15 protein-coding genes and 1 riboswitch are annotated in these 20319 nt (G+C 75.1%); of the genes, 8 read left to right on the forward strand and 7 right to left on the reverse strand.

Annotated elements, in window-relative coordinates; translation table 11 throughout:
* Positions 1-11 precede the first annotated feature (11 nt).
* The 3 genes from MUU72_RS21000 to MUU72_RS21010 are packed head-to-tail and all read left to right on the forward strand — an operon-like array spanning position 12 to position 2610.
* Positions 12-812: an ABC transporter ATP-binding protein gene (locus tag MUU72_RS21000; RefSeq protein ID WP_248014878.1), complete on the forward strand. Its 801-nt coding sequence runs from the start codon at positions 12-14 to the stop codon at positions 810-812.
* Positions 799-1836 carry an ABC transporter permease gene (locus MUU72_RS21005; RefSeq protein ID WP_248014879.1) on the forward strand — a complete coding sequence of 346 codons (1038 nt, stop codon included), beginning with the start codon at positions 799-801 and terminating at the stop codon, positions 1834-1836. The genes MUU72_RS21000 and MUU72_RS21005 overlap by 14 nt, the downstream gene beginning before the upstream one ends.
* 3 nt (positions 1837-1839) lie before the next feature.
* A complete protein-coding gene (locus tag MUU72_RS21010) occupies positions 1840-2610 on the forward strand; it encodes a sirohydrochlorin chelatase (protein WP_248014880.1) in 771 nt (256 codons plus the stop codon).
* Here the strand turns inward: MUU72_RS21010 and MUU72_RS21015 are convergent.
* Both MUU72_RS21015 and MUU72_RS21020 read right to left on the reverse strand, forming a co-directional pair.
* Positions 2600-3763: a glycosyltransferase family 2 protein gene (locus tag MUU72_RS21015; RefSeq protein WP_505016668.1), complete on the reverse strand. Its 1164-nt coding sequence runs from the start codon at positions 3761-3763 to the stop codon at positions 2600-2602. The two genes, MUU72_RS21010 and MUU72_RS21015, sit on opposite strands and share 11 nt — an antisense overlap.
* A 245-nt stretch (positions 3764-4008) precedes the next feature.
* On the reverse strand, positions 4009-5217 hold the full coding sequence (locus MUU72_RS21020; RefSeq protein WP_248014882.1) for a S8 family peptidase: 1209 nt from the start codon (positions 5215-5217) through the stop codon (positions 4009-4011).
* Positions 5218-5717: 500 nt separating this feature from the next.
* A riboswitch (guanidine-III (ykkC-III) riboswitch) is annotated at positions 5718-5783 on the reverse strand.
* On the opposite strand from MUU72_RS21020, the gene MUU72_RS21025 reads away from it, so the two are divergent.
* Complete coding sequence (locus MUU72_RS21025; RefSeq protein ID WP_443743063.1) at positions 5762-6499, forward strand: aminoglycoside phosphotransferase family protein; 738 nt, start codon at positions 5762-5764, stop codon at positions 6497-6499. (Overlaps the previous riboswitch by 22 nt.)
* A gap of 48 nt (positions 6500-6547) precedes the next feature.
* Here MUU72_RS21025 and MUU72_RS21030 read toward each other — a convergent pair whose 3' ends face one another.
* Both MUU72_RS21030 and MUU72_RS21035 read right to left on the reverse strand, forming a co-directional pair.
* The gene (locus MUU72_RS21030; protein WP_248014884.1) at positions 6548-7261 is read right to left on the reverse strand and encodes an exonuclease domain-containing protein; all 714 of its coding nucleotides are present in this window, start codon (positions 7259-7261) and stop codon (positions 6548-6550) included.
* A gap of 101 nt (positions 7262-7362) precedes the next feature.
* Positions 7363-8541 carry a DUF5919 domain-containing protein gene (locus tag MUU72_RS21035; RefSeq protein WP_248014885.1) on the reverse strand — a complete coding sequence of 393 codons (1179 nt, stop codon included), beginning with the start codon at positions 8539-8541 and terminating at the stop codon, positions 7363-7365.
* Positions 8542-9078: 537 nt separating this feature from the next.
* Between MUU72_RS21035 and glgX the strand changes: the two genes are divergently transcribed.
* The gene (glgX, locus tag MUU72_RS21040) at positions 9079-11289 is read left to right on the forward strand and encodes a glycogen debranching protein GlgX (protein ID WP_248014886.1); all 2211 of its coding nucleotides are present in this window, start codon (positions 9079-9081) and stop codon (positions 11287-11289) included.
* Positions 11290-11312: 23 nt separating this feature from the next.
* Here glgX and MUU72_RS21045 read toward each other — a convergent pair whose 3' ends face one another.
* The gene (locus MUU72_RS21045; protein ID WP_372503234.1) at positions 11313-12434 is read right to left on the reverse strand and encodes an MFS transporter; all 1122 of its coding nucleotides are present in this window, start codon (positions 12432-12434) and stop codon (positions 11313-11315) included.
* Positions 12435-12752: 318 nt separating this feature from the next.
* On the opposite strand from MUU72_RS21045, the gene treY reads away from it, so the two are divergent.
* Positions 12753-15290 carry a malto-oligosyltrehalose synthase gene (treY, locus tag MUU72_RS21050; protein ID WP_248014887.1) on the forward strand — a complete coding sequence of 846 codons (2538 nt, stop codon included), beginning with the start codon at positions 12753-12755 and terminating at the stop codon, positions 15288-15290.
* Between the two features lie 111 nt (positions 15291-15401).
* Here the strand turns inward: treY and MUU72_RS21055 are convergent, their stop codons facing one another.
* Complete coding sequence (locus MUU72_RS21055; protein WP_248014888.1) at positions 15402-16283, reverse strand: LysR family transcriptional regulator; 882 nt, start codon at positions 16281-16283, stop codon at positions 15402-15404.
* A 139-nt stretch (positions 16284-16422) separates the two neighbouring features.
* Here MUU72_RS21055 and lpdA point away from each other — a divergent pair, with 139 nt between their 5' ends.
* Positions 16423-17877: a dihydrolipoyl dehydrogenase gene (lpdA, locus tag MUU72_RS21060; protein ID WP_248014889.1), complete on the forward strand. Its 1455-nt coding sequence runs from the start codon at positions 16423-16425 to the stop codon at positions 17875-17877.
* A gap of 67 nt (positions 17878-17944) precedes the next feature.
* Here lpdA and MUU72_RS21065 read toward each other — a convergent pair whose 3' ends face one another.
* A complete protein-coding gene (locus MUU72_RS21065; protein WP_248014890.1) occupies positions 17945-18499 on the reverse strand; it encodes an FHA domain-containing protein in 555 nt (184 codons plus the stop codon).
* A 160-nt stretch (positions 18500-18659) separates the two neighbouring features.
* Between MUU72_RS21065 and treZ the strand changes: the two genes are divergently transcribed.
* Positions 18660-20319: malto-oligosyltrehalose trehalohydrolase (gene treZ / locus MUU72_RS21070; RefSeq protein ID WP_248014891.1), on the forward strand; the 1660-nt coding region annotated here is incomplete at its 3' end.

A 20319-nucleotide genomic window follows, 5' to 3' on the forward strand; every position in this document is an offset into this window, starting at 1 on the left:
AGGTGACACCGATGACGACCAGCACGCTCACCAAGCCCGCCGCGGCGGACGCCGGCACCACCGGTCCGCACGCCGCTCGTATCCACCACGTCTCGAAGTCGTTCGGCCGCCCCGGCGCGCGGCAGCAGGTGCTGGACGACATCAGCATCGATGTCGCGCCCGGCGAATTCGTCTGCCTCCTGGGGGCCTCGGGGTGCGGGAAGTCCACCCTCCTCAACCTGGTGGCCGGCCTGGACGAGCCGTCCGACGGCACCATCGAGACGCCCGGCGGCCGGCCGGCGCTGATGTTCCAGGAGCACGCCCTCTTCCCGTGGCTGACCGCGGGCCGCAACATCGAACTGGCGCTGCGGCTGCGCGGTGTGCCGCGCGCCGAGCGCCGCCCCGAGGCCGAGCGGCTGCTGGAACTCGTCCGGCTCAAGGGCGCGTACGGCAAGCGGGTGCACGAACTGTCCGGCGGGATGCGCCAGCGGGTGGCGATGGCCCGGGCGCTGGCCCAGGACAGCCAACTGCTGCTGATGGACGAGCCGTTCGCCGCGCTCGACGCCATCACCCGCGACGTGCTGCACGACGAGCTGACCCGGATCTGGCAGGAGACGAACCTCTCGGTCCTCTTCGTCACCCACAACGTCCGGGAGGCGGTGCGGCTCGCGGAGCGGGTCGTGCTGCTCTCCTCCCGCCCCGGCCGGGTGGCCCGCGAGTGGCAGGTGGACATCCCCCAGCCGCGCCGCATCGAGGACGCCGCGGTCGCCGACCTGTCCATCGAGATCACCGAACAGCTCCGTGGGGAGATCCGCCGCCATGGCCAGCACTGAGACCACCACCCCGTCCGCCGCGGGCACGCCCGGCGACGACCCCGCCGGACCACCGGACGGGGCGTCCACCGGGGGCGCGTCCACCGGCGCGTCCACCGACCGGGGCGGCGCGGCGGCCCCGGAGGCGGCCGGCGGCCCGGCGGCGGGCCGGGAACCCCGTCCGGCCGGCGGTGACCTGGCCGGTCTGGAGGCCGGCCTCGACGCCCTGGACGCCACCGTGGTGGCCCGGCAGCCCTGGCTGCGCACCACGTTGTCAAAGCTCTTCCCTCCCGTCATCGCGATCGTGATCGTGCTGGCGCTGTGGCAGCTCGCCTACCACTTCCAGGTCAAGCCGCACTACCTGCTGCCCAGCCCGCTGGACGTCTTCCGCTCGCTCCAGCAGAAGTGGTTCGAGGGCACCCTGCTCGGCTTCGTGTGGACCAGCGTCTCCCGCGGCGCCCTCGGCTTCGTGGCGTCGGTCGTCCTCGGGACGGTGCTGGGCCTGATCGTGGCCCGGATCAAGCCGGTCCGGGCGGCGATCGGGCCGATCCTGAGCGGTCTTCAGTCCCTCCCCTCGGTGGCCTGGGTGCCGGCGGCGATCATCTGGTTCGGGCTGAGCGACGCCACCATCTACGCGGTGGTGCTGCTCGGCGCCGTCCCCTCGATCGCCAACGGCCTGGTGTCCGGGGTCGACCAGATCTCCCCTCTCTACCTCCGCGCCGGCCGCACCATCGGCGCGACCGGTCTGGCCGGTGTCCGCCACGTGCTGCTCCCCGCCGCGCTCCCCGGCTACCTGGCCGGTCTCAAGCAGGGCTGGGCGTTCTCCTGGCGCTCGCTGATGGCCGCCGAACTCATCGTCAGCGCGCCCGATCTGGGCACCGGCCTGGGCCAGATGCTGGAGCAGGGCCGGGAGCTCCAGGACATGTCCTGGGTGCTGTCGGCGATCCTGCTGATCCTGATCGTCGGTATCGGAATCGAGCTGCTGATCTTCGCCCCGATCGAGCGCCGGGTGCTGCGCAGCCGCGGCCTCCTCGTCAAGAACTGACCCATGAGCACGCGCCCCACTCTCCTCGTCATCGCCCACGGCAGCCGCGACCCCCGGCACGCCGCGACCGTCACCGCGCTGCGCGCGCGGGTCCGGAAGCTGCGGCCCGGACTGCGCGTGGAGGTCGGCTACCTCGACTTCAACGCGCCCCGGGTGCCCCGGGTGCTGGAACGCCTCTCGGACGACGGCGTACGGAACGTGGTGGCGCTGCCGCTCCTCCTCACCCGCGCCTTCCACGCGAAGTCCGACATCCCCGCGGTCCTGCGGGAGGCCGCCGCGCGGCTGCCCCTGCTGACCGTCCACCAGGCCGAGGTGCTCGGCCCCTCACCTCTCCTGACCGGCGCGCTGGAGCGCCGGCTGGAGGAGGCCGGGCTGCGGCCCGGCGACCGCCGCTCGACCGGGGTCGTACTGGCCTCGGCGGGCTCCTCCGACCCGGAGGCGATCGCAGTGATCGCTGATATCGCGCGGGAGTGGCGGCGCACCGCCGAATGGTGCGCCGTGCGACCTGCGTTCGCCTCCGCCTCCCTTCCCCGGACGGCCGACGCCGTACGGGCCCTGCGGGCCGAGGGCGTCCAGCGGGTCGCCGTCGCCCCGTACGTCATCGCGCCGGGCTTCCTGCCGGACCGGATCGCCGCCGGCGCCCGCGAGGCCCGCGCCGATGTGCTCGCGCCGGTGCTCGGTGACGCCCCCGAGCTGGCCCGGCTGCTGCTGCGCCGCTACGACCAGGCCGTGCGGGCCCGCGGCCGGGGCGAGCCGGCGGCGCTCACCGCCTGACCGGCCCCGGTCCGCCCACTGCCCCCACCGCGACCGCCTCCCTCCCCCGGGGCGTGTCCGCGCGCCCCTTCTCGTAGACGGTCAGCCCCCGGGCCAGGTGCAGGGGCACCAGCAGCAGCTCCACCACCAGCGCCTTCCAGGCGTAGACGAGATTGACCGCCTTGGTGGCGTAGGCGCAGGGGATGTCGGCCAGGACGCCGCGCAGCGGGAGTCCGCGGCGGCGGGCGGCGTAGACCAGCGGTGGCGCGGTCAGCAGCAGATCGGCCCCGGCCCACCAGGCGACGGCGGCCGGCGGGGACGTCCCGCCGCCGGCCGCGAGCAGGAACGGGGTGGCCCACCACAGCGGCGCGGTGAGGATCTCGACGAGCGCGAGCAGGACCCACACCGCGAGCAGGGGTTTGCGGACGACCAGCCGGCCGAGGTGGAGCCGGACGTTCTGGCAGAAGCCGGCCATCCAGCGGTTGACCTGTTTGCGGAAGTAGGTGAGGTCCTCGGGGTCGGCGGCCAGGGCGACCGCGCCGGAGACGTAGACCGCGCGGCGGCCGGCGATCTGCTGGGACCAGGTGTAGTCCATGTCCTCCACGATGGTGCGCTCGGGGAAGCCGCCGAACGCCACCAGCTCCGCGCGCCGGAACACCGAGCAGCAACCCGAGCACACCATGGGGCTGTTGGCGAGCGCCTGGATGGGCCGGTGCCAGTGGAAGCCGAAGAGGTACTCCGTGGAGCGGCCGCGCTCCCACAGGGTGCGGGTGCGGCGGGTGCGGACCGTGCCCGCGGCGACCGCGACCGCGGGGTCGTCGAAGGCCGGCAGGACCCGCTCCAGGTAGTCCGGGGCGAGGACGGTGTCGGCGTCGACCGCCAGGACGAGGTCGGTGGTGCACCGCGGGAGCGCGTGGTTCTGCGCTCTGGCCTTGCTGCCGAGGTTGCGCGGCGGGCGGAGGACGGTGGCCCCGTGGGCGGCGGCTACCTCGCCGGTGCGGTCGGTGGAGGCGTCGTCGACGACCAGGATCCGGTCGGGCCGGACCGTTTGCCGCGCGAGGGATTCCAGTGTGGCCGGCAGGCCCTCTTCCTCGTTGTGGGCCGGGACGATGACGGTGACGGTGTGCATGGCGGGCTCCCCCCTGTCCTGCGGACCGCGCCGGCGAGGACGCAGACCAGTCCGATGACTCCGTAGACGATGGTGCTGATGCCGAGGAACGGCGTGACTCCGTGCATGTCACCGACGGTAGCCACGCACGGCCGCCGACGGTTCCGGAGGCAGCCTCCTGTGGATAACCCGGCCGGGGGGACGGCGGGTTCGGCGGCACGGCGCCCGCGTGCCGCGCAGCACGACGCCGGCCGCCGCGCCCCGTGGGGGCGAGCGCGACGGCCGGCGTGCGGGTCAAGCGGTCCGGTCGGCTACTGCACGACCTTCAGCAGCTTGTTGGGCGTGCCCTGGCCCGGGTTGCTGATCTTGTCGGCCGTGGCGCCGCCCACCAGCGCCTTCTCCACGTCGGCCGGCTTGGCGTCCTGATGGCCGGCCAGGTAGAGCGCGGCCGCGCCGACGACGTGCGGGGTCGCCATGGAGGTACCGGAGATCGTCTTGGTGGCGTCGTCGCCGGTGTTCCAGTCCGAGGTGATGTCGGAGCCGGGCGCGTAGAGGTCCACGACGCTGCCGTAGTTGGAGAAGTCCGACTGCTGGTCGTCCTTGGTGCTGGAGGCGACCGTGATGGCCTCCTTGACGCGCGCCGGGGAGCCCTGGCCCGCGTCGGTGGACTCGTTGCCGGCCGCGACGCCGAAGGTGACACCGGAGTCGATGGCCTTCTTCACCGCCGCGTCGAGCGCCTCGTCGGCGCCGCCGCCCAGCGACATGTTGGCGACCGAGGGGCCCTTGTGGTTCTTGGTGACCCAGTCGATGCCCGCGACGACCTGCTCGGTGGTGCCGGAGCCCTGGCCGTCGAGCACCTTGACGGCGACCAGCTTGACCTTCTTGGCGACGCCGTGGGCGGTGCCCCCGATGGTGCCGGAGACGTGGGTGCCGTGGCCGTTGTCGTCCTCGGCCTTGTCGCTGTTGTCGATGGCGTTGAAGCCGTACGACGCGCGGCCGCCGAAGTCCTTGTGGCTGATGTGGATGCCGGTGTCGATGACGTAGGCGGTGACGCCCTCACCCGCGCTGTCCGGGTAGGTGTACTTGCCGTCGCCCTTGGTGTCGGCCTGGTCGATGCGGTCCAGGCCCCACGACGGCGGGTTGTCCTGGGTGCCGTCGATGTGGAAGGTGTGGTTCTGCACGACCTTGTCGACCGCCGGGTCGGCGGCCAGGCGCTTGGCCTCGTCGTCGGACAGGCCGGTGGCCGAGAAGCCGTCGAGGGCGGCGGTGAAGGTCCGCTTGACCTTGCCGCCGTACTTGGCCGCCAGGCCGCCGCTCTCCGCGGCGCGCACCGACGCCGACTTCTTCAGCAGCACGATGTAGCTGCCCTTGACGGCGCCCTTGGCGTCGGCGCCGTAGATCTTTCCTTCGGCAGGCGCCGCACCGGCGGTGACCGCGGTGACGGCGGCGATCCCAGTGGCGGCCACCGCGGCGGATATCGCCGTGACGAGCCGCTTCTTGCCGGAACGCTTGTGAGCCATAGCGAGGGTTCTCCTCGTTCGTGGTGTGGGGGGAAGCGTTGCGCAACGGCCCGAGGAGACCCGAAGGTCTCCTCGGGCTGGTTCGAAACCCTGTCGGATTGACGGGGTCAATTCAAGGCCCACCGAGCCGTGTGAGATACGCAACAACCCTGCACAACTGCGAACGCGGGCAGAACCAGCCAAAGAACTGGGGGGAGTTGACCGGCGCGGCACAAGCCCGTTCACGCGTCCGCACTACGGGGCGTCAGCTGACGGGCCGTTTGCGCCTGCGGCCGCTCCCGGGCGGCCGGGCCCGCGCCCCGCGCCGGTGCGCACCGGCGGACGCCCGCCGCCCGGGCCCGGCCCCGGGCACCTGCGAGACTGAGCGCGAGAACGCACCGCAGGAGGCCATCCGATGACCGAAACCAGCCCCGCCTTCACCGAGGCGCGCGCCCGGGACGTGCTGGCCGCGGCCGGGCACCCCGGCGCGGCGGCGGACGCCCGGCTGCTCGCGCTCGGCGAGAACGCCGTCTTCGCGCTCCCCGGGGACGGCCCGGTCGTCCGGATCGGCCGCAGCGCCGAACTCCTGCCGCGCGCCGAGCGGGAACTGGCCGTGGCCCGCTGGCTGGCGGACGAGGGCGTCCCGGCCGTCCGGGCCGCCGCACCGGACGCCCGGCTCGTCGACGGCCACCCCGTGACGTACTGGCAGCGCCTCCCGGAAGCCGTCCGGCCGGCCGGGCCGCAGGACCTCGCCGAGCTGCTCAAGCGCGTCCACGCGCTGCCCGAGCCGCCGTTCGCGCTCCCCCGGCGCGAGCTGCTCGACGGGGTGGAGCGCTGGCTGCGGCTGGCCGGCGACGCGGTGCCGCCGGCCGACGCGGAGTACCTGCGCGGCCGGCGGGACGCCTTCGCCCTGGCCGCCACGGCGCTGGAACCGCACCTGCCGCGCGGGCCGATCCACGGCGACGCGCTGCCCCGCAACGTGCACGTCGGCCCCGACGGGCCGGTCCTGGTCGACCTGGAGACCTTCTCCTGCGACCTGCGCGAGCACGACCTGGTGGTGATGGCGCTGAGCCGGGACCGCTACGGGCTGGGCGCGGAGGCGTACGACGCCTTCGCCGCGGCGTACGGCTGGGACGTCCGGGACTGGGCGGGCTGCGCCGTGCTGCGCGGCTCCCGGGAGACCGCGAGCTGCGCCTGGGTCTCCCAGCACGCGCCCGGCAACCCCGCGGCCGCCAGGGAGTTCCGGCGCCGGGTCGCCTCGCTGCGCGAGAAGGACGCGGCGGTGCGGTGGTACCCGTTCTGACGCGGTGACCGGGGGCCCGGCCGCCGCGACGGCGGCCCGCCGGAGGGCTCAGCGCTGGTACGGGATCAGCGGCCAGGCCGCCTCGACCCTCGCCTGCGGCTTGCCGGACCGGCGCAGATACGCCTGGAACGAGGCGGCCTGCTCGGCGGCGGCCCGCTCCTGGAGGTCGTGCAGCGCGCGCGGCGACGGCAGGGCGACGGCCGGGTACTGCTCGCCGATGCGGCGGGCGACGCCGGCCGCGGCCGCCGCATCGGCACCCGCCTCGTGCGCGCCGTCCAGCCGCACGCCGTAGTGCCCGCAGAGCGCCTGGAGGGCACGCGTGCCCTTGCGGTAGCGGTCCACGTGCTTGTCCAGGACGAGCGGGTCGATGACCGGGGCGGGCGGGTGGCCGAGCCGCTCGGTCAGGGTGGGCAGGCCGTGCCGGCGGCACTCGCGGTCCAGGAGCGAGAGGTCGTACCGGGCGTTCATCACCACCAGCGGGATGTCCGCGCCCAGGGCGCCGGCCAGGGCGTCGGTGATCTCTGCTATCGCCTCGGCGGGCGGGCGGCCGTGCGCCCGGACGTAGTCGGTGGACATGCCGTGGATCTCCGCGGCCTCCTCAGGGACCGGCACGCCCGGGTCGAGCAGCCAGGACTGCTGCCCCGCCACCCGGCCGTCCCCCTCCAGCCGGACCAGCGCGGCCGTGATGATGCGGTCGCGCTCGATGTCGGTGCCCGTGGTCTCCAGGTCGAAGCTGACCAGCAGCTCCTGATGCCAGCTCATGCGGCCTCCTTCGGTGGTACCTCCCCCGCTGTCCGACACTCTCGCACGCGCCACTGACAGCGGGCCGGGCCGCCCGGCGCCCGCCGGGCCCGGACCGGCCGTCAGGACACCGGCCGGGAGTCCGCCCAGACGCTCTCGAACTCCTCGCGGTAGGTCTCGAAGAGGCCGTGGTCGCCGTCGCCGGCGTCCTGCCGGACCACCTCCCGGCCGCCGCCGCGCAGCACGAACACCGGCGACTCCATCCCGCGGCTCTTGCGGAGGTAGGGCTGGACGACGGCTATCCCGTCGGGCCCGTCGCCGTCGACGAGGTAGGCGGTGAAGCGCGGGGTCTCGTCGAAGACCTGGATCTCGAACGCCCCCGGGTCCCGCAGCCGGGCCCGGACCCGCCGCATGTGCAGGATGTTCATCTCGATGGAGCGGCTCATCTCGCCCTTCTTCAGGCCGATTTCGCGCTCCCGGCGGCGGACCGCGCTGCTGGCCGGGTTGAGGAAGAGCAGCCGGACCCGGCAGCCGGTCTCGGCGAGCCGGACCAGGCGGCGGCCGGAGTAGTTCTGGACGAGGAGGTTGAGTCCTATGCCCACCGCGTCCAGGCGGCGGGCGCCGCCGAAGAGGTCCTCGGCCGGCAGCTGGCGCTGGAGCCGCACCCGGTCGGGATGGACGCCGACCACGTCGGCGTAGCGGTCGCCGACCAGGTCCTCGACGGCGTCGATCGGCAGCCGCCCGGAGATACGGGTGCCGGCCCCGGAGCCGAGGAGGTCCAGCAGCCGGGCGGAGGCCCGCTCGGCCTGGGCCAGGACGGTGCCGGACAGCGCGCGGTTGCGGGAGACGATGTTGCGGGCGACCTCCAGCTCGTCGAGGGCCAGCTCGACCTCGCGGCGGTCGTCCACGTAGGGCTCGAAGCAGGGCCAGTGCTGGACCATCAGCTCGCGCAGCTGCGGGAGCGTCAGGAAGCTGACGATGTTGTCGTCGGCGGGGTCGAGGAGGTAGCCCTTGCGGCGGCTGACCTCGCGGACCGCGACGGCGCGCTGCACCCACTCCTGGCCGGCCGGTCCGGCGGCCGCGACGACCCACTCGTCGCCGTGGACCGGTTCGTAGACGGGCCGCAGGACGGCCGCGACGACGGCGCGCAGGCGCTGCTCGACGAGATTCAGCCAGATGTAGGCGCGGCCGGCCCGGCGGGCCCGGGTGCGCACCTCGCTCCAGGCGTCGGTTCCCCAGTCCAGCTCGGCGCCGATCTCCAGCGGCCGGGCCAGGGACACCGTCCCGGGCGGCGCGTCCACGGAGCCGCCCTCCTGGCCCTCATGACTCTCGTCACCAGGGGGCAACTCCAGCCCGCCGCTCACCTGCCACCGCCTCCCGAACCCTCGTGCCAACGATCAAGGCAGACTACTGCGGCGCCGGGGGGCGGTGCAGCAGGATGGTCCGAGTCGGTTGCCAACTCCCCTTGTCCCTCTCGCCGGTTGTGGCCGGTAAGCACGGCCGGAGTGAGCGGTTTCATAGCCGGGGCGGCGGGCGGCGGCCGGTTTGGGACCATGCGAGGGAGTGACCCGGGCACGGGCCGTTGACGGCACCCCGGGGCCCAGGGCGCGCACCGCCCACCCCCGGGCGGACCCCCGGGCACCCCGCAGGAGGGCCCGATGAGGTAACGGTACGACAATCGGACATTGCCGAAGATCGCCCACCATTCAGCGGAGATCACGCGAAAATCTCCCGTTATCCGGCAAGTTGGAACACGTTGGGAAAGGATTCCGATTCGGTCCGCGGACGTGTGTCGTGGAGTCGCCGCCGCCCCGCAGAGAAAGTGGAAGAGTCTACGCATGCAGGTCTGGCCGGGACAGATGTATCCGCTGGGTGCCACCTACGACGGTGCGGGCACCAATTTCGCGGTGTTCTCCGAAGCCGCCACGCGCATCGAACTGTGTCTGCTGCACGACGACGGTTCGGAGACCGCCGTCGAGCTGCGCGAGTCCGACGCCTTCGTGCGGCACGCGTATCTGCCGGGGGTGATGCCGGGGCAGCGCTACGGCTTCCGGGCGCACGGCCCCTACGAGCCCGAGCACGGGCACCGCTGCAATTCCGCCAAGCTGCTCCTCGACCCGTACGCGCGGGCGATGAGCGGGGTGATCGACTGGGACGAGGCGGTCTACGGCTACCACTTCGGCCGCCCCGAGGTCCGCAACGACCTCGACTCGGCGCCGCACACCATGGCGTCGGTGGTGGTCAACCCCTACTTCGACTGGGGCGACGACCGCCCGCCGCGCACCGCCTACCACGAGACGGTGCTCTACGAGGCGCACGTCAAGGGACTGACCATGCGCCACCCCGACCTGCCGGCCGAGCTGCGCGGCACCTACGCGGCGCTGGCCCATCCGGCGATCATCGACCATCTGGCGAAGCTCGGCGTCACCGCGCTGGAGCTGATGCCGGTGCACCAGTTCGTCCAGGACCACCGGCTGGTGGACGCCGGGCTGACGAACTACTGGGGCTACAACACCATCGGCTTCTTCGCCCCGCACAACGCCTACGCCTCCTGGGGGGACCGCGGGCAGCAGGTGCTGGAGTTCAAGACCGCGGTCCGGGCGCTGCACCGGGCGGGCATCGAGGTCATCCTCGACGTGGTCTACAACCACACGGCCGAGGGCAGCCACCTGGGGCCGACGCTGTCCTTCCGGGGGCTGGACAACGCCTCGTACTACCGGCTGTCGGACGACCGGCGCTACTACATGGACACCACCGGCACCGGGAACTCCCTGCTGATGCGCAGCCCGCACGTGCTCCAGCTGGTGATGGACTCGCTGCGGTACTGGGTCCAGGAGATGCACGTGGACGGGTTCCGGTTCGACCTGGCGGCGACGCTGGCCCGGCAGTTCCACGAGGTGGACCGGCTGTCGTCGTTCTTCGACCTGGTGCACCAGGACCCGGTGGTCAGCCAGGTGAAGCTGATCGCCGAGCCCTGGGACGTCGGCGAGGGCGGCTACCAGGTGGGGAACTTCCCGCCGCTGTGGACGGAGTGGAACGGCAAGTACCGGGACACCGTGCGGGACCTGTGGCGGGGCGAGCCGCGCACCCTGGCGGAGTTCGGATCCCGGCTGACCGGTTCCTCCGACCTCTACCAGGAGGACGGGCGGCGCCCGCTGGCCTCGGTCAACTTCGTCACCTGCCACGACGGCTTCACCCTGCGCGACCTGGTGTCGTACAACGACAAGCACAACGAGGCCAACGGGGAGGACAACCGGGACGGCGAGCGGTTCAACCGGTCCTGGAACTGCGGTGCGGAGGGGCCCAGTGACGACCCGGCGGTGCGGCGGCTGCGGCTCCGGCAGATGCGGAACTTCCTCGCCACCCTGATGCTGTCGCAGGGCGTGCCGATGCTCAGCCACGGCGACGAGTTCGGCCGCAGCCAGCGCGGCAACAACAACGCGTACTGCCAGGACAACGAGCTGACCTGGGTGCGCTGGCCGGAGCGGGCGGCCCAGGGCACCGGGGGCGGCCCCGGGGCGGCGGACGGGGACGCGGCGGACGGGGACGGCCCGGCGGCGGAGTCGCCGGAGGAGGCCGAGCGGGCGGAGGAGCTGGCGCTGCTGGCGTTCGTCCGGCAGATGGTGTGGCTGCGGCGGGACCACCCGGTCTTCCGGCGGCGGCGGTTCTTCCAGGGCCACCCGATGGAGGGCACCCACGACGAGCTGTCGGACATCGCGTGGTTCACCGCGGCCGGTACGGAGATGGGCACCCGGGACTGGCAGTCGGTGCACGCGCACGCGCTGACCGTCTTCCTCAACGGGAGCTCGATCTCGGAACCGGGGCCGCGCGGTGAGCCGGTCACCGACGACTCGTTCCTGCTGATGTTCAACGCCCACGACCAGGACAAGGAGTTCCGGGTGCCGGAGCACCTGGGCCGGCAGTGGCAGGTGGTGGTGGACACCGACCGGCCGGAGGCGCCGGCCGACGGCCGGGGCGCCAAGGTCAAGGGCGGCGACCTGCTGACGCTGGTCGGGCGGAGCCTGCTGGTGCTCCAGCGGCCCGCCTGAGCGGCCGCGCGGGCCCCGCCGGGTCAGGGTGCCGGGGCGGGGTCCGCCGCGGCGTCCTGGCCGGGCCCGGGGGCGCGGACGGGCGCGGCGGGCCGGGCGCCGGCGCGGGTGGTGAGCGCGACGGCCAGGATCAGCACCGCGGCGCCGACCGCGACCGCGAAGGCGGCCGACGGGCCGTGGGCGTCGGCCAGCCGCCCGGACAGGGCCAGCGCCAGGGCCTGTCCGCCGACCACGGAGCTGGTCAGGAACGCCATCGACTCGGCCAGCCGGGTGGCCGGCACCAGCCGTTCGGTGAGTCCGAAGAGGGTGATCAGATGCGGGGCGAAGGCCACCCCGAGCACCACCACGACCAGGTAGAGCGCTCCCAGCGAGCGGACGAACAGCAGCGGCACCGACAGCACGATCAGCGCGGCGGCGGCCGCCCGCCACCGGGTGGGCAGCCCGATCCTGGCCGGTACGAGGGCCAGCGACAGGCCCGCGGCAGCGCTCATCACGCCCATCGCGGCGTACACCAGACCGGCCTGGGCGGGCTGGTGCAGGCGCTCGGTGAGCGCGGTGATGCCCGCCTGGCAGGCGCCGAACATGGCGCCCTGGAGCACCATCGAGAGCCGCATGGCGTGCACCGCCCGGGGCATCCGGGCGCGCGGCCCGCGCGCGGCCCCGGTGGCGCGCGGGGCCCGGCCCGCGGCGCGGCCGGCCGCCACCGCGGTGGGGTGCAGCGCGAACGCCGAGCCGCAGACCGCCAGCAGCAGCGCGGCCAGCGCCAGCGCCACCGCCGGACGGGCCACCGAGGCGGCCAGCCCCACCAGCGCCGGGCCGAGCACGAACGACACCTCGTCCAGCGTGCCCTCCAGGGACAGCGCGGCGCTCACCACCCGGTCGCCGGCCGCCGCGCGGTGCGCCAGCGCGACCAGCCGGGTGCGGGCCAGCGGCCCGATCTGCGGCACGCTGGCGCCCGCCAGCAGGCCGATGAGGGCCAGCGGCAGGGTCGCCGTACGGGCCTGCGCGGCGAGGACCAGGGCGGCCACCGCGAGCGCGTTGAGCCAGCAGGCGACGAGCACCACCGGCCGCTGCCCGTGCCGGTCGGCGAGCCGCCCGGTCAGCGGGCCGGCGGCCGTCTGACCCGCCGCCAGGGCGCCGCCCACCAGGCCCGCCGTGGTCAGCGACGCTGGTCTCCGCCACCAGCAGGACGCTGCCGAGCTGGCACATGGCGGTGGGCAGCCGCCCCAGGAAGGAGACCACGGGCAGCAGCGGCCCGCTGAGGGCGAGGACCCGGCGGTAGGTGGTGGCAGCGGTCATCACAAGAAGCTATCCGTCCCCCCGGCACGATCCGTAGCGGCGGTACGTACGAAGCGGTACCGCGGTCCGGCCCGGCGGTTCGGACGAAGACACCACGGAGGGGACGGCCCGGGATGACGCAACCCGATGACAGAACGGCCCGCCCGCGGGGTACGGGTGTTCCCATGACGCACGCTTCGAGTCCGTCGCCGACCGCCACCTACCGGCTCCAGCTCCAGCCGGACTTCCCGTTCGCCGCCGCCGGGCGGGCCGTCCCGTACCTCGCCGCGCTCGGGGTGTCGCACCTGCACCTCTCGCCCGTCCTGGAGGCCGTCCCCGGCTCCACCCACGGCTACGACGTGACCGGCCACGGCGCGGTGCGGGCCGAACTGGGCGGCGAGGACGGGCTGCGGGCGCTGGCGGCCACCGCCCGGGCCCACGGCCTGGGACTGATCGTGGACATCGTGCCCAACCACATGGCGGTGCCCGCGCCGCTGACGCTGAACGGGCCGCTGTGGGAGGTGCTGCGGGACGGGCCGGGGTCGCGGTACGCCCGGTGGTTCGACATCGACTGGGACGGCGGGCACGGCGGCCGGGTGCTGCTGCCCGTCCTGGAGGGGCGGATCGGGGACGAGCTGCCCCGCTTCCGGGTCGACGGGCAGGTGCTGCGCTACGGGGAGCAGGTCTTCCCGCTGCGCCCCGGTACCGAACGGCTGCCGCTGGAGCGCCTCCTGGGGGCACAGTGGTACCGCCTGGCCTGGTGGCGGCTGGCCCGCACCGAACTGAACTACCGGCGGTTCTTCACCATCTCCGACCTGATCGGGCTGCGCGTCGAGGACCCCGAGGTGTTCGAGGCGACCCACCGGACGGTGCTGCGGCTGATCCGGGACGGCGTCGTCGACGGGCTGCGGATCGACCATCCGGACGGACTGGTGGACCCGGGCGGCTATCTGGCGCGGCTGCGGGGCGCGGCCAAGGGCTGCTGGACGGTGGTGGAGAAGATCCTCACCGGGCCGGAGCGGCTGCCGGTCGGCTGGGCGTGCGCGGGCACCACCGGCTACGACACGCTGCGCCACATCGACGGGCTGTTCGTCTGCCCGCAGGGCGCCGGGCGGCTGTTCTCGCACTACCGCGACTTCGTCACCCCGCTGGCGGACGAGGGCGGCGACTGGGAGGAGACGGTGCGCCGGGCCGCCTACGAGGTCGTCGAGCACGACCTGGCGGCCGAGGTGGAGCGCCTGGTGCGGACCGCGGTCCGGATCGGCGAGCGGGTGCCCCGGCCGGGCGACCACGCCCCGTGGGCGCTGCGGCAGGCGGTCCGGGAGCTGCTGGTGCGGCTGCCGGTCTACCGGCCGTACACCGGGGACCCCGCGGACGCGGCGCGGGCGGCGTCGGACGCGGCGATGCTGGCCGCTGCCGCGGAACGGGCCCGGGCCACCTTCCGGGTGCCGGAGGAGGCCGGGGCGGTGGACCTGGTGCACGACCTGGCGCTGGGGCGGTGCGCCGGCGGCGGGGGCGGCGCGCCGGACCCCGGCGTCGTGGACTTCGCGGCGCGGTTCGCGCAGACCGCGTCCGCACTGCACGCCAAGTCCGTGGAGGACACCGCGTTCTACCGCTACCCGGTGCTGCTGTCGGCGTGCGAGGTCGGCGGCGATCCCGGGGAACCGGCGCTGGGTCCCGGGACGTTCCACGAGTACTGCGCGCGGATGCAGCGGGACTGGCCGGAGGGCGGCACGGTGCTGTCCACGCACGACACCAAGCGCAGTGCCGATGTGCGGGCGCGGATCGCGGTGCTGTCGGAGTGCCCGGACCGGTGGCGGGACGTGCTGGGCGCGGTGGCCGGCGGGCCGGAGGCCGCCGAGGGCGGGGTGCCGGTGGATCCGATGGCGGTGTGGACGGCCTGGCAGAGCGCGTTCGGGCTGGGGGCGGCCACCGCCGGCGGCCCGGCGGCGGGGGGACCGGCCGGCGAGGGCCGGGAGCGGCTGGCGCCCGCGGTCCTCAAGGCCGTGCGGGAGGCCGGCCTGCGGACGTCCTGGACGGAGCCGGACGCGGCGTACGAGGACGCGGTGGCGGAGTTCGTCCGCGGCGGGCCGTGCGGTCCGGCCGCCGCCCACCTGGCCGCGCTGGAGGCGGAGCTGGCCCCGTACATCCGGGCGAACGTACTGGGCGCGGCGCTGCTGCACCTGACCGTGCCGGGCGTCCCGGACCTCTACCAGGGCACCGAGCGGGAGTACACCGCGCTGGTCGACCCGGACAACCGGCGGCCCGCGCGGTTCGCGCCCGGCCTGCTCGCGGAGCTGGACGGCGGGGCCGTGCCGGACGGGCTGTCCGCCGAGAAGCTGCGGCTGACGGCCGCCGCGCTGCGGCTGCGCCGGGCGCACCCGGAGTGGTTCGGCGCCGCCGGCTCCTACGAGCCGCTGACCGCGGAGGGCCCGGCGGCCGAGCACTGCGTGGCCTTCGCGCGCGCCGGACGGGTGGTCACCGCGGTCACCCGGCTGTCGCTGCGGCTGCGGGAGACCGGCGGCTGGTGGGACACCGTGCTGCGGCTGCCCGCGGGCGGCGCCTGGCACGACCTGCTGACCGGCCGCACGCTGCCCGGCGGGGCCCCGGTCGGGGTGGACACGCTGCTCTCCGCGTGGCCGGTGGCACTCCTGGTCCGGGCGGAGGGAACGGCGGAGGCGGTGGGGGCAGCCGAGGCAGCGGAGCCGGCGGAGACAGGCTGACAGGGCGTCAAGGCCGCGCGGGCGGCGGCCGGTACGGCGGGGCACGGGCCGGGTGCGGCGGGCGCGCCGGGCCCGGCCCGTCCCGCGCCGGGCGCGCGGCCCCGTTCGGCGTCAGGCCCCGTGCTCGTCCCCCCACTCCCGCAGCAGGCCGGTGAACTCCGCTGCGGCGCCGGTCAGTTCGACGCGGGAGAAGACGGTGATGTCGCGGCGCCAGGGCGGGTCGGTGGGCACCCGGGCGCAGTCCAGGCCGGTGAGTTCGTGGGCGGCGGTGAGCAGGACGCCGACACCGGCCGAGGCCATCCGCACGGCCGTCGAGGTGTGCTGGGTGCGGACGGCGGTGCGCGGGGTGAAGCCGGCCCGCTCGCACTCCACGTCCAGCCAGCGCCGCCCGGCCAGCACCGGCTCCAGGCTGCACCGCACCCAGGGCCGGTCCGCCAGGTCCGCCAGGCGCACCGAGGCGCGGCCGGCGAGCGGGTCGCCGTGCGGCACCACCAGCACCATCCGCTCCCGGCCGACGACGGTGACCGGCCCCGGCCAGTCCTCCGGGCGCGGCCCCAGCGCCATGTCGGCCACCCCGCGCAGCATCCGGTCGGTCAGCTCCTCGGTGGTGGCGTACTCGTGGAGCACCACGCGGACGCCGGGCCGGAGCCGGGCCCAGCGCGCGCAGACCGCCGGGAGCACCCCGATGGCCTGGGCGTGCACGGTGGCGAGGTGGAGTTCACCGGTCTCCGCGCCACCGGCCGCGAGCGCCGCGCGGCGGGCCTGGCGGGCGCTGCGGACGGCGAGTTCGGCGTGCGGGTAGTAGGCGCGGCCCATCGGGGTGAGCCGGACGCCGCGGGTCATCCGCTCCAGCAGCGGCCCGCCGACCTCCCGTTCCAGCGCCTTGATCTGGTGCGAGAGCGCGGACTGGCTGACGTGCAGCGCCTCCGCGGCACGGGTGAAGGACTGCTCCTCGACCACCGCCACCAGGTACTCCATCTGACGCAGGCTCATCCGCCCCTCCCCGCACCGGAACCGGCCACCGTGCGCCGGCCGCCCCGGTACTCGCCACGGCCGCCATGCACACCGTTCATCGTCCCCATAGAAACATTGCCTTGGACTCATCACCGCAGGCGGGCGGAGGCTGGGGGCCATGAACACGCACTCGCTCACGGACCGGCCCGACGAGCCGGACGTCGTCGTCATCGGCGGCGGCACCGGCGGCTACAGCACCGCGCTGCGGGCCGCCGCCCTCGGACTGCGGGTGGTGCTCGCCGAACGCGATCTGGTCGGCGGCACCTGCCTGCACCGCGGCTGCATCCCCAGCAAGGCCATGCTGCACGCCGCGGAGCTGGTCGACGGCATCGCCGAGGCGGGCGCCCGGTGGGGCGTCAAGGCGACCCTGGAGTCGGTGGACTGGGACGCGCTGACCGCCACCCGGGACGACATCGTGGCGCGCAACCACCAGGGCGTCGGCGGCCATCTGGCGCGCGCCGGGGTGCGGGTGGTGCGCGGTTCGGCGCGGCTGACCGGTCCGCGGAGCGTGCGGGTGGACGGGCCGGACGGCGGCGCGTTCACCGCGCGGCGCGGGATCGTCCTGGCGACCGGTTCCCGGCCCCGGATGCTGCCCGGCCTGACCGCGGACGGGCGGCGCGTGGTGACCAGCGACGACGCCCTCTTCGCGCCCGGGCTGCCGGCCTCGGTGCTGGTCCTGGGCGGCGGCGCGATCGGCGTCGAGTACGCCTCCTTCCACCGCTCGATGGGCGCCGAGGTCACCCTCGTCGAGGCGGCGGAGCGGCTGCTGCCGCTGGAGGACGCCGACGTCGGCCGCCACCTCACCCGGGGGCTGAAGCGGCGCGGGATCACCGTCCGCACGGGCGCGACGCTGACCGGCGCGGAGCTGCTGCCGGACGGCGTACGGGCCACCGTCCGCACCGCCCGGGGCGAGGAGGCGGTGGTGACGGCCGAGCGGCTGCTGGTCGCGGTGGGGCGGGCCCCGGTGACCGACGGGCTGGACCTGGCGGCGGCCGGACTGGCCACCGACGGGCGGGGGTTCGTCGCGCCCGCGGACTGGTCCCGGCTGGAGACCGCGGTACCGGGCATCCACGTGGTCGGCGATCTGCTGCCGCCGCCGTCGCCCGGTCTGGCGCACGCCTCGTTCGCCGAGGGGCTGCTGGTCGCCGAGACGCTGGCGGGGATCCCGTCCCGCCCGGTGGACTACGCGGCGGTACCGCGGGTGACGTATTCCAGTCCGCAGACCGCGTCGGTGGGGCTGACCGAGGAGGCGGCGCGCTCCCGGGGCCTGCCGGTCAAGGTGAACACCCTGCCGCTGACCGCCACCGCGAAGGGCATGGTGCACGGCCAGGGCGGGATGGTGAAGGTGATCGCGGCGGCGGACGGCGCGGGCGGCGAGGCCACCGGCGCGGTGCTGGGCGTCCACCTGGTGGGGCCGCACGTCTCGGAGATGATCGCGGAGAGCCAGCTGATCGTGGCCTGGGACGCCGAACCGGCCGATGTCGCGCAGCAGGTGCATGCGCACCCGACGCTGTCGGAGGCGGTCGGCGAGGCGTTCCTGACGCTGGCCGGGCGGGGGCTGCACCAGCACTGAGGCCGCCGGGGCCGGGGGCGCGCAACGGGTCCGCCCCGGGGCCGGACGGCCCGCCGTCAGTCCCCCCTCACCGCCCCGCCGGGCCCCGGCGCTCCGTCAGGACGTAGTCCACCTCGCCGAAGCGGATGTGGTCGCCGGGCCCGACCGGTATCTCGCCCACCAGGCGGCGGCCGTTGACGCAGGTGCCGTTGGTGGAGCCGAGGTCGCGCAGCACCCAGCCGCGGCCCTCGCTGCGCAGTTCGGCGTGGTGGCGGGAGACCGTCTCGTGGTTGAGCCGCAGGCCGACGCCCGGGGCCCGCCCGATCCGCAGCGGGAACGGCCCGGGCTCGGGCAGCAGCAGCTTCGGCAGCCGCTCGGTGCGCCAGGCCCGGCGGACCCGCAGGTGGAAGGAGGACACCCGGCCGACCAGTCGCAGCACCAGCCCCTGCGCCCTGCCGCGGCTCTCCAGGTCCGCCGTGGCGGCGGCGAGTTCGGAGTGCTGCTGGGCGGTCAGGACCACGTCCAGCCGGCGCAGGAAGGTGTCCTGGGACAGCCGTCCCTGCGCCGCGCCGTCCCGCAGCAGCTCAAGGGCGCGTTCCCGGTCGGCGTCCGAGGGACGCGCGGGGAACTGGAGCGAAGTCATGCCGTGATTGTCCGGCCTGCAACGAGCCGGTGTCCAGGCGATGTCGGTGCCCCGCCGCACCGCGTGCTTCCGTCCGGCCCGGCGGCGTGCTTGGGTCGTGCGGACCGGGCCGCGGACCCCGCGGCGGGCGGGCCGGCGCGGACGACGAAGGAGGACCACCGTGCTGTTCGAGGTATGGGCGCCGCAGGCCGGGCGGGCCGCCCTCCAGTGGGCCGGGGACCGGGCCGGCGAACCGCCGGTCCCGCTGGAGCCCGACCCCGGCCGCCCCGGCTGGTGGCGGGCCGAGGCGCCGGCCCGCCACGGTGACCGCTACGCCTTCCGGCTCGACGGCGGACCGCCGCGCCCGGACCCGCGCGCCGCCCGGCTGCCCACGGGCCCCGGCGGGCCCGGCGCGGTCGTCGACCACACGCGGTTCCCCTGGCGGCACCCCTGGCCCGGCCGCCCGCTGCCGGGCGCGGTCCTCTACGAACTGCACATCGGGACGTACACCCCCGAGGGCACCTTCGACGCGGCCGCCGCGCGCCTGGGCCACCTCGCGGACCTGGGCGTCACGCACGTCTCCCTGATGCCGGTCTGCCCGTTCCCCGGGACGCACGGCTGGGGGTACGACGGGATCGCGCCGTGGGCGGTGCACGAGCCGTACGGCGGGCCGGACGGGCTGAAGCGGTTCGTGGACGCCGCGCACGGGCACGGCCTCGGGGTGGTCATCGACGTGGTCCACAACCACCTCGGCCCGTCCGGGAACCACCTCCCGGAATTCGGCCCGTACTTCACCGACGCGCACCACACGCCCTGGGGGGCGGCGGTCAATCTCGACGCCCCCGGGTCCGACGAGGTGCGCCGCTACCTCATCGGGAGCGCGCTCGGCTGGCTGCGCGACTACCGCGCCGACGGGCTCCGGCTGGACGCCGTGCACGCCCTGCACGACGACCGGGCCGAGCACTTCCTGGCCGAACTCTCCGCGGCGGTGGACGCGCTGGCCGCCCAGCTGCGCCGCCCGCTGTTCCTGATCGCCGAGTCCGACCGGAACGACCCGCGCACCACCGCCCCGCGGGCGAGCGGCGGACTGGGCCTGCACGCCCAGTGGAACGACGACTTCCACCACGCCCTGCACGCCGCCCTGACCGGCGAGTCCCACGGCTACTACGCGGACTTCGCCCGCGCCCCGCTCGCCGCCCTCGCCAAGACGCTGACCGGCGGTTTCTTCCACGACGGCAGCTACTCCAGCTTCCGCGGCCGGCGCCACGGCGCGCCCCTGGACCTGCGGGCCACCCCGCCGCACCGGCTCCTGGCGTACGCCCAGACGCACGACCAGATCGGCAACCGCGCGTACGGCGACCGGCTCGCCGCCGCGCTCTCCCCCGGTCTGCTGGCCTGCGCCGCCGCCCTGGTCCTGTGCTCCCCGTTCACCCCGATGCTCTTCATGGGCGAGGAGTGGGGCGCCCGCACCCCCTGGCAGTACTTCACCGACCACACCGACCCCGAGCTGGCGGAGGCCGTCCGGGCCGGGCGGCGGCGGGAGTTCGCCGCGCAGGAGGGCGGCGCGGGGCACGGCGGCGGCCCCGGCACCGACTGGCCGGACCCGCAGGATCCGGCCACCCGCGCCCGCAGCGTCCTGGACTGGTCCGAACCGGCCGCCGAACCGCACGCCGCCCTGCTCTCCTGGTACCGCGCCCTGCTCGCCCTCCGCCGCAGCCACCCGGCGCTGACCGACCCCGATCCGGCCCGCACCCACGTCACCCACGACGAGGACGCCCGCTGGCTCCTCCTCCGCCGCGGCCCGCTCCACCTGGCCGCCAACCTCTCCCCCACCCCCGCCG

Source organism: Streptomyces rhizoryzae, from assembly GCF_023155275.1.
GTDB classification, from domain to species: Bacteria; Actinomycetota; Actinomycetes; order Streptomycetales; family Streptomycetaceae; genus Streptomyces; species Streptomyces rhizoryzae.

Bases quoted from the DNA above. Each gene is read 5' to 3' on its own strand.
- MUU72_RS21000 (WP_248014878.1), top strand. From the start codon at position 12: ATGACGACCAGCACGCTCACCAAGCCCGCCGCGGCGGACGCCGGCACC.
- MUU72_RS21005 (WP_248014879.1), top strand. From the start codon at position 799: ATGGCCAGCACTGAGACCACCACCCCGTCCGCCGCGGGCACGCCCGGC.
- MUU72_RS21010 (WP_248014880.1), top strand. From the start codon at position 1,840: ATGAGCACGCGCCCCACTCTCCTCGTCATCGCCCACGGCAGCCGCGAC.
- MUU72_RS21020 (WP_248014882.1), bottom strand. From the start codon at position 5,217: ATGGCTCACAAGCGTTCCGGCAAGAAGCGGCTCGTCACGGCGATATCC.
- MUU72_RS21030 (WP_248014884.1), bottom strand. From the start codon at position 7,261: ATGAGCTGGCATCAGGAGCTGCTGGTCAGCTTCGACCTGGAGACCACG.
- glgX (WP_248014886.1), top strand. From the start codon at position 9,079: ATGCAGGTCTGGCCGGGACAGATGTATCCGCTGGGTGCCACCTACGAC.
- treY (WP_248014887.1), top strand. From the start codon at position 12,753: ATGACGCACGCTTCGAGTCCGTCGCCGACCGCCACCTACCGGCTCCAG.
- MUU72_RS21055 (WP_248014888.1), bottom strand. From the start codon at position 16,283: ATGAGCCTGCGTCAGATGGAGTACCTGGTGGCGGTGGTCGAGGAGCAG.
- lpdA (WP_248014889.1), top strand. From the start codon at position 16,423: ATGAACACGCACTCGCTCACGGACCGGCCCGACGAGCCGGACGTCGTC.
- MUU72_RS21065 (WP_248014890.1), bottom strand. From the start codon at position 18,499: ATGACTTCGCTCCAGTTCCCCGCGCGTCCCTCGGACGCCGACCGGGAA.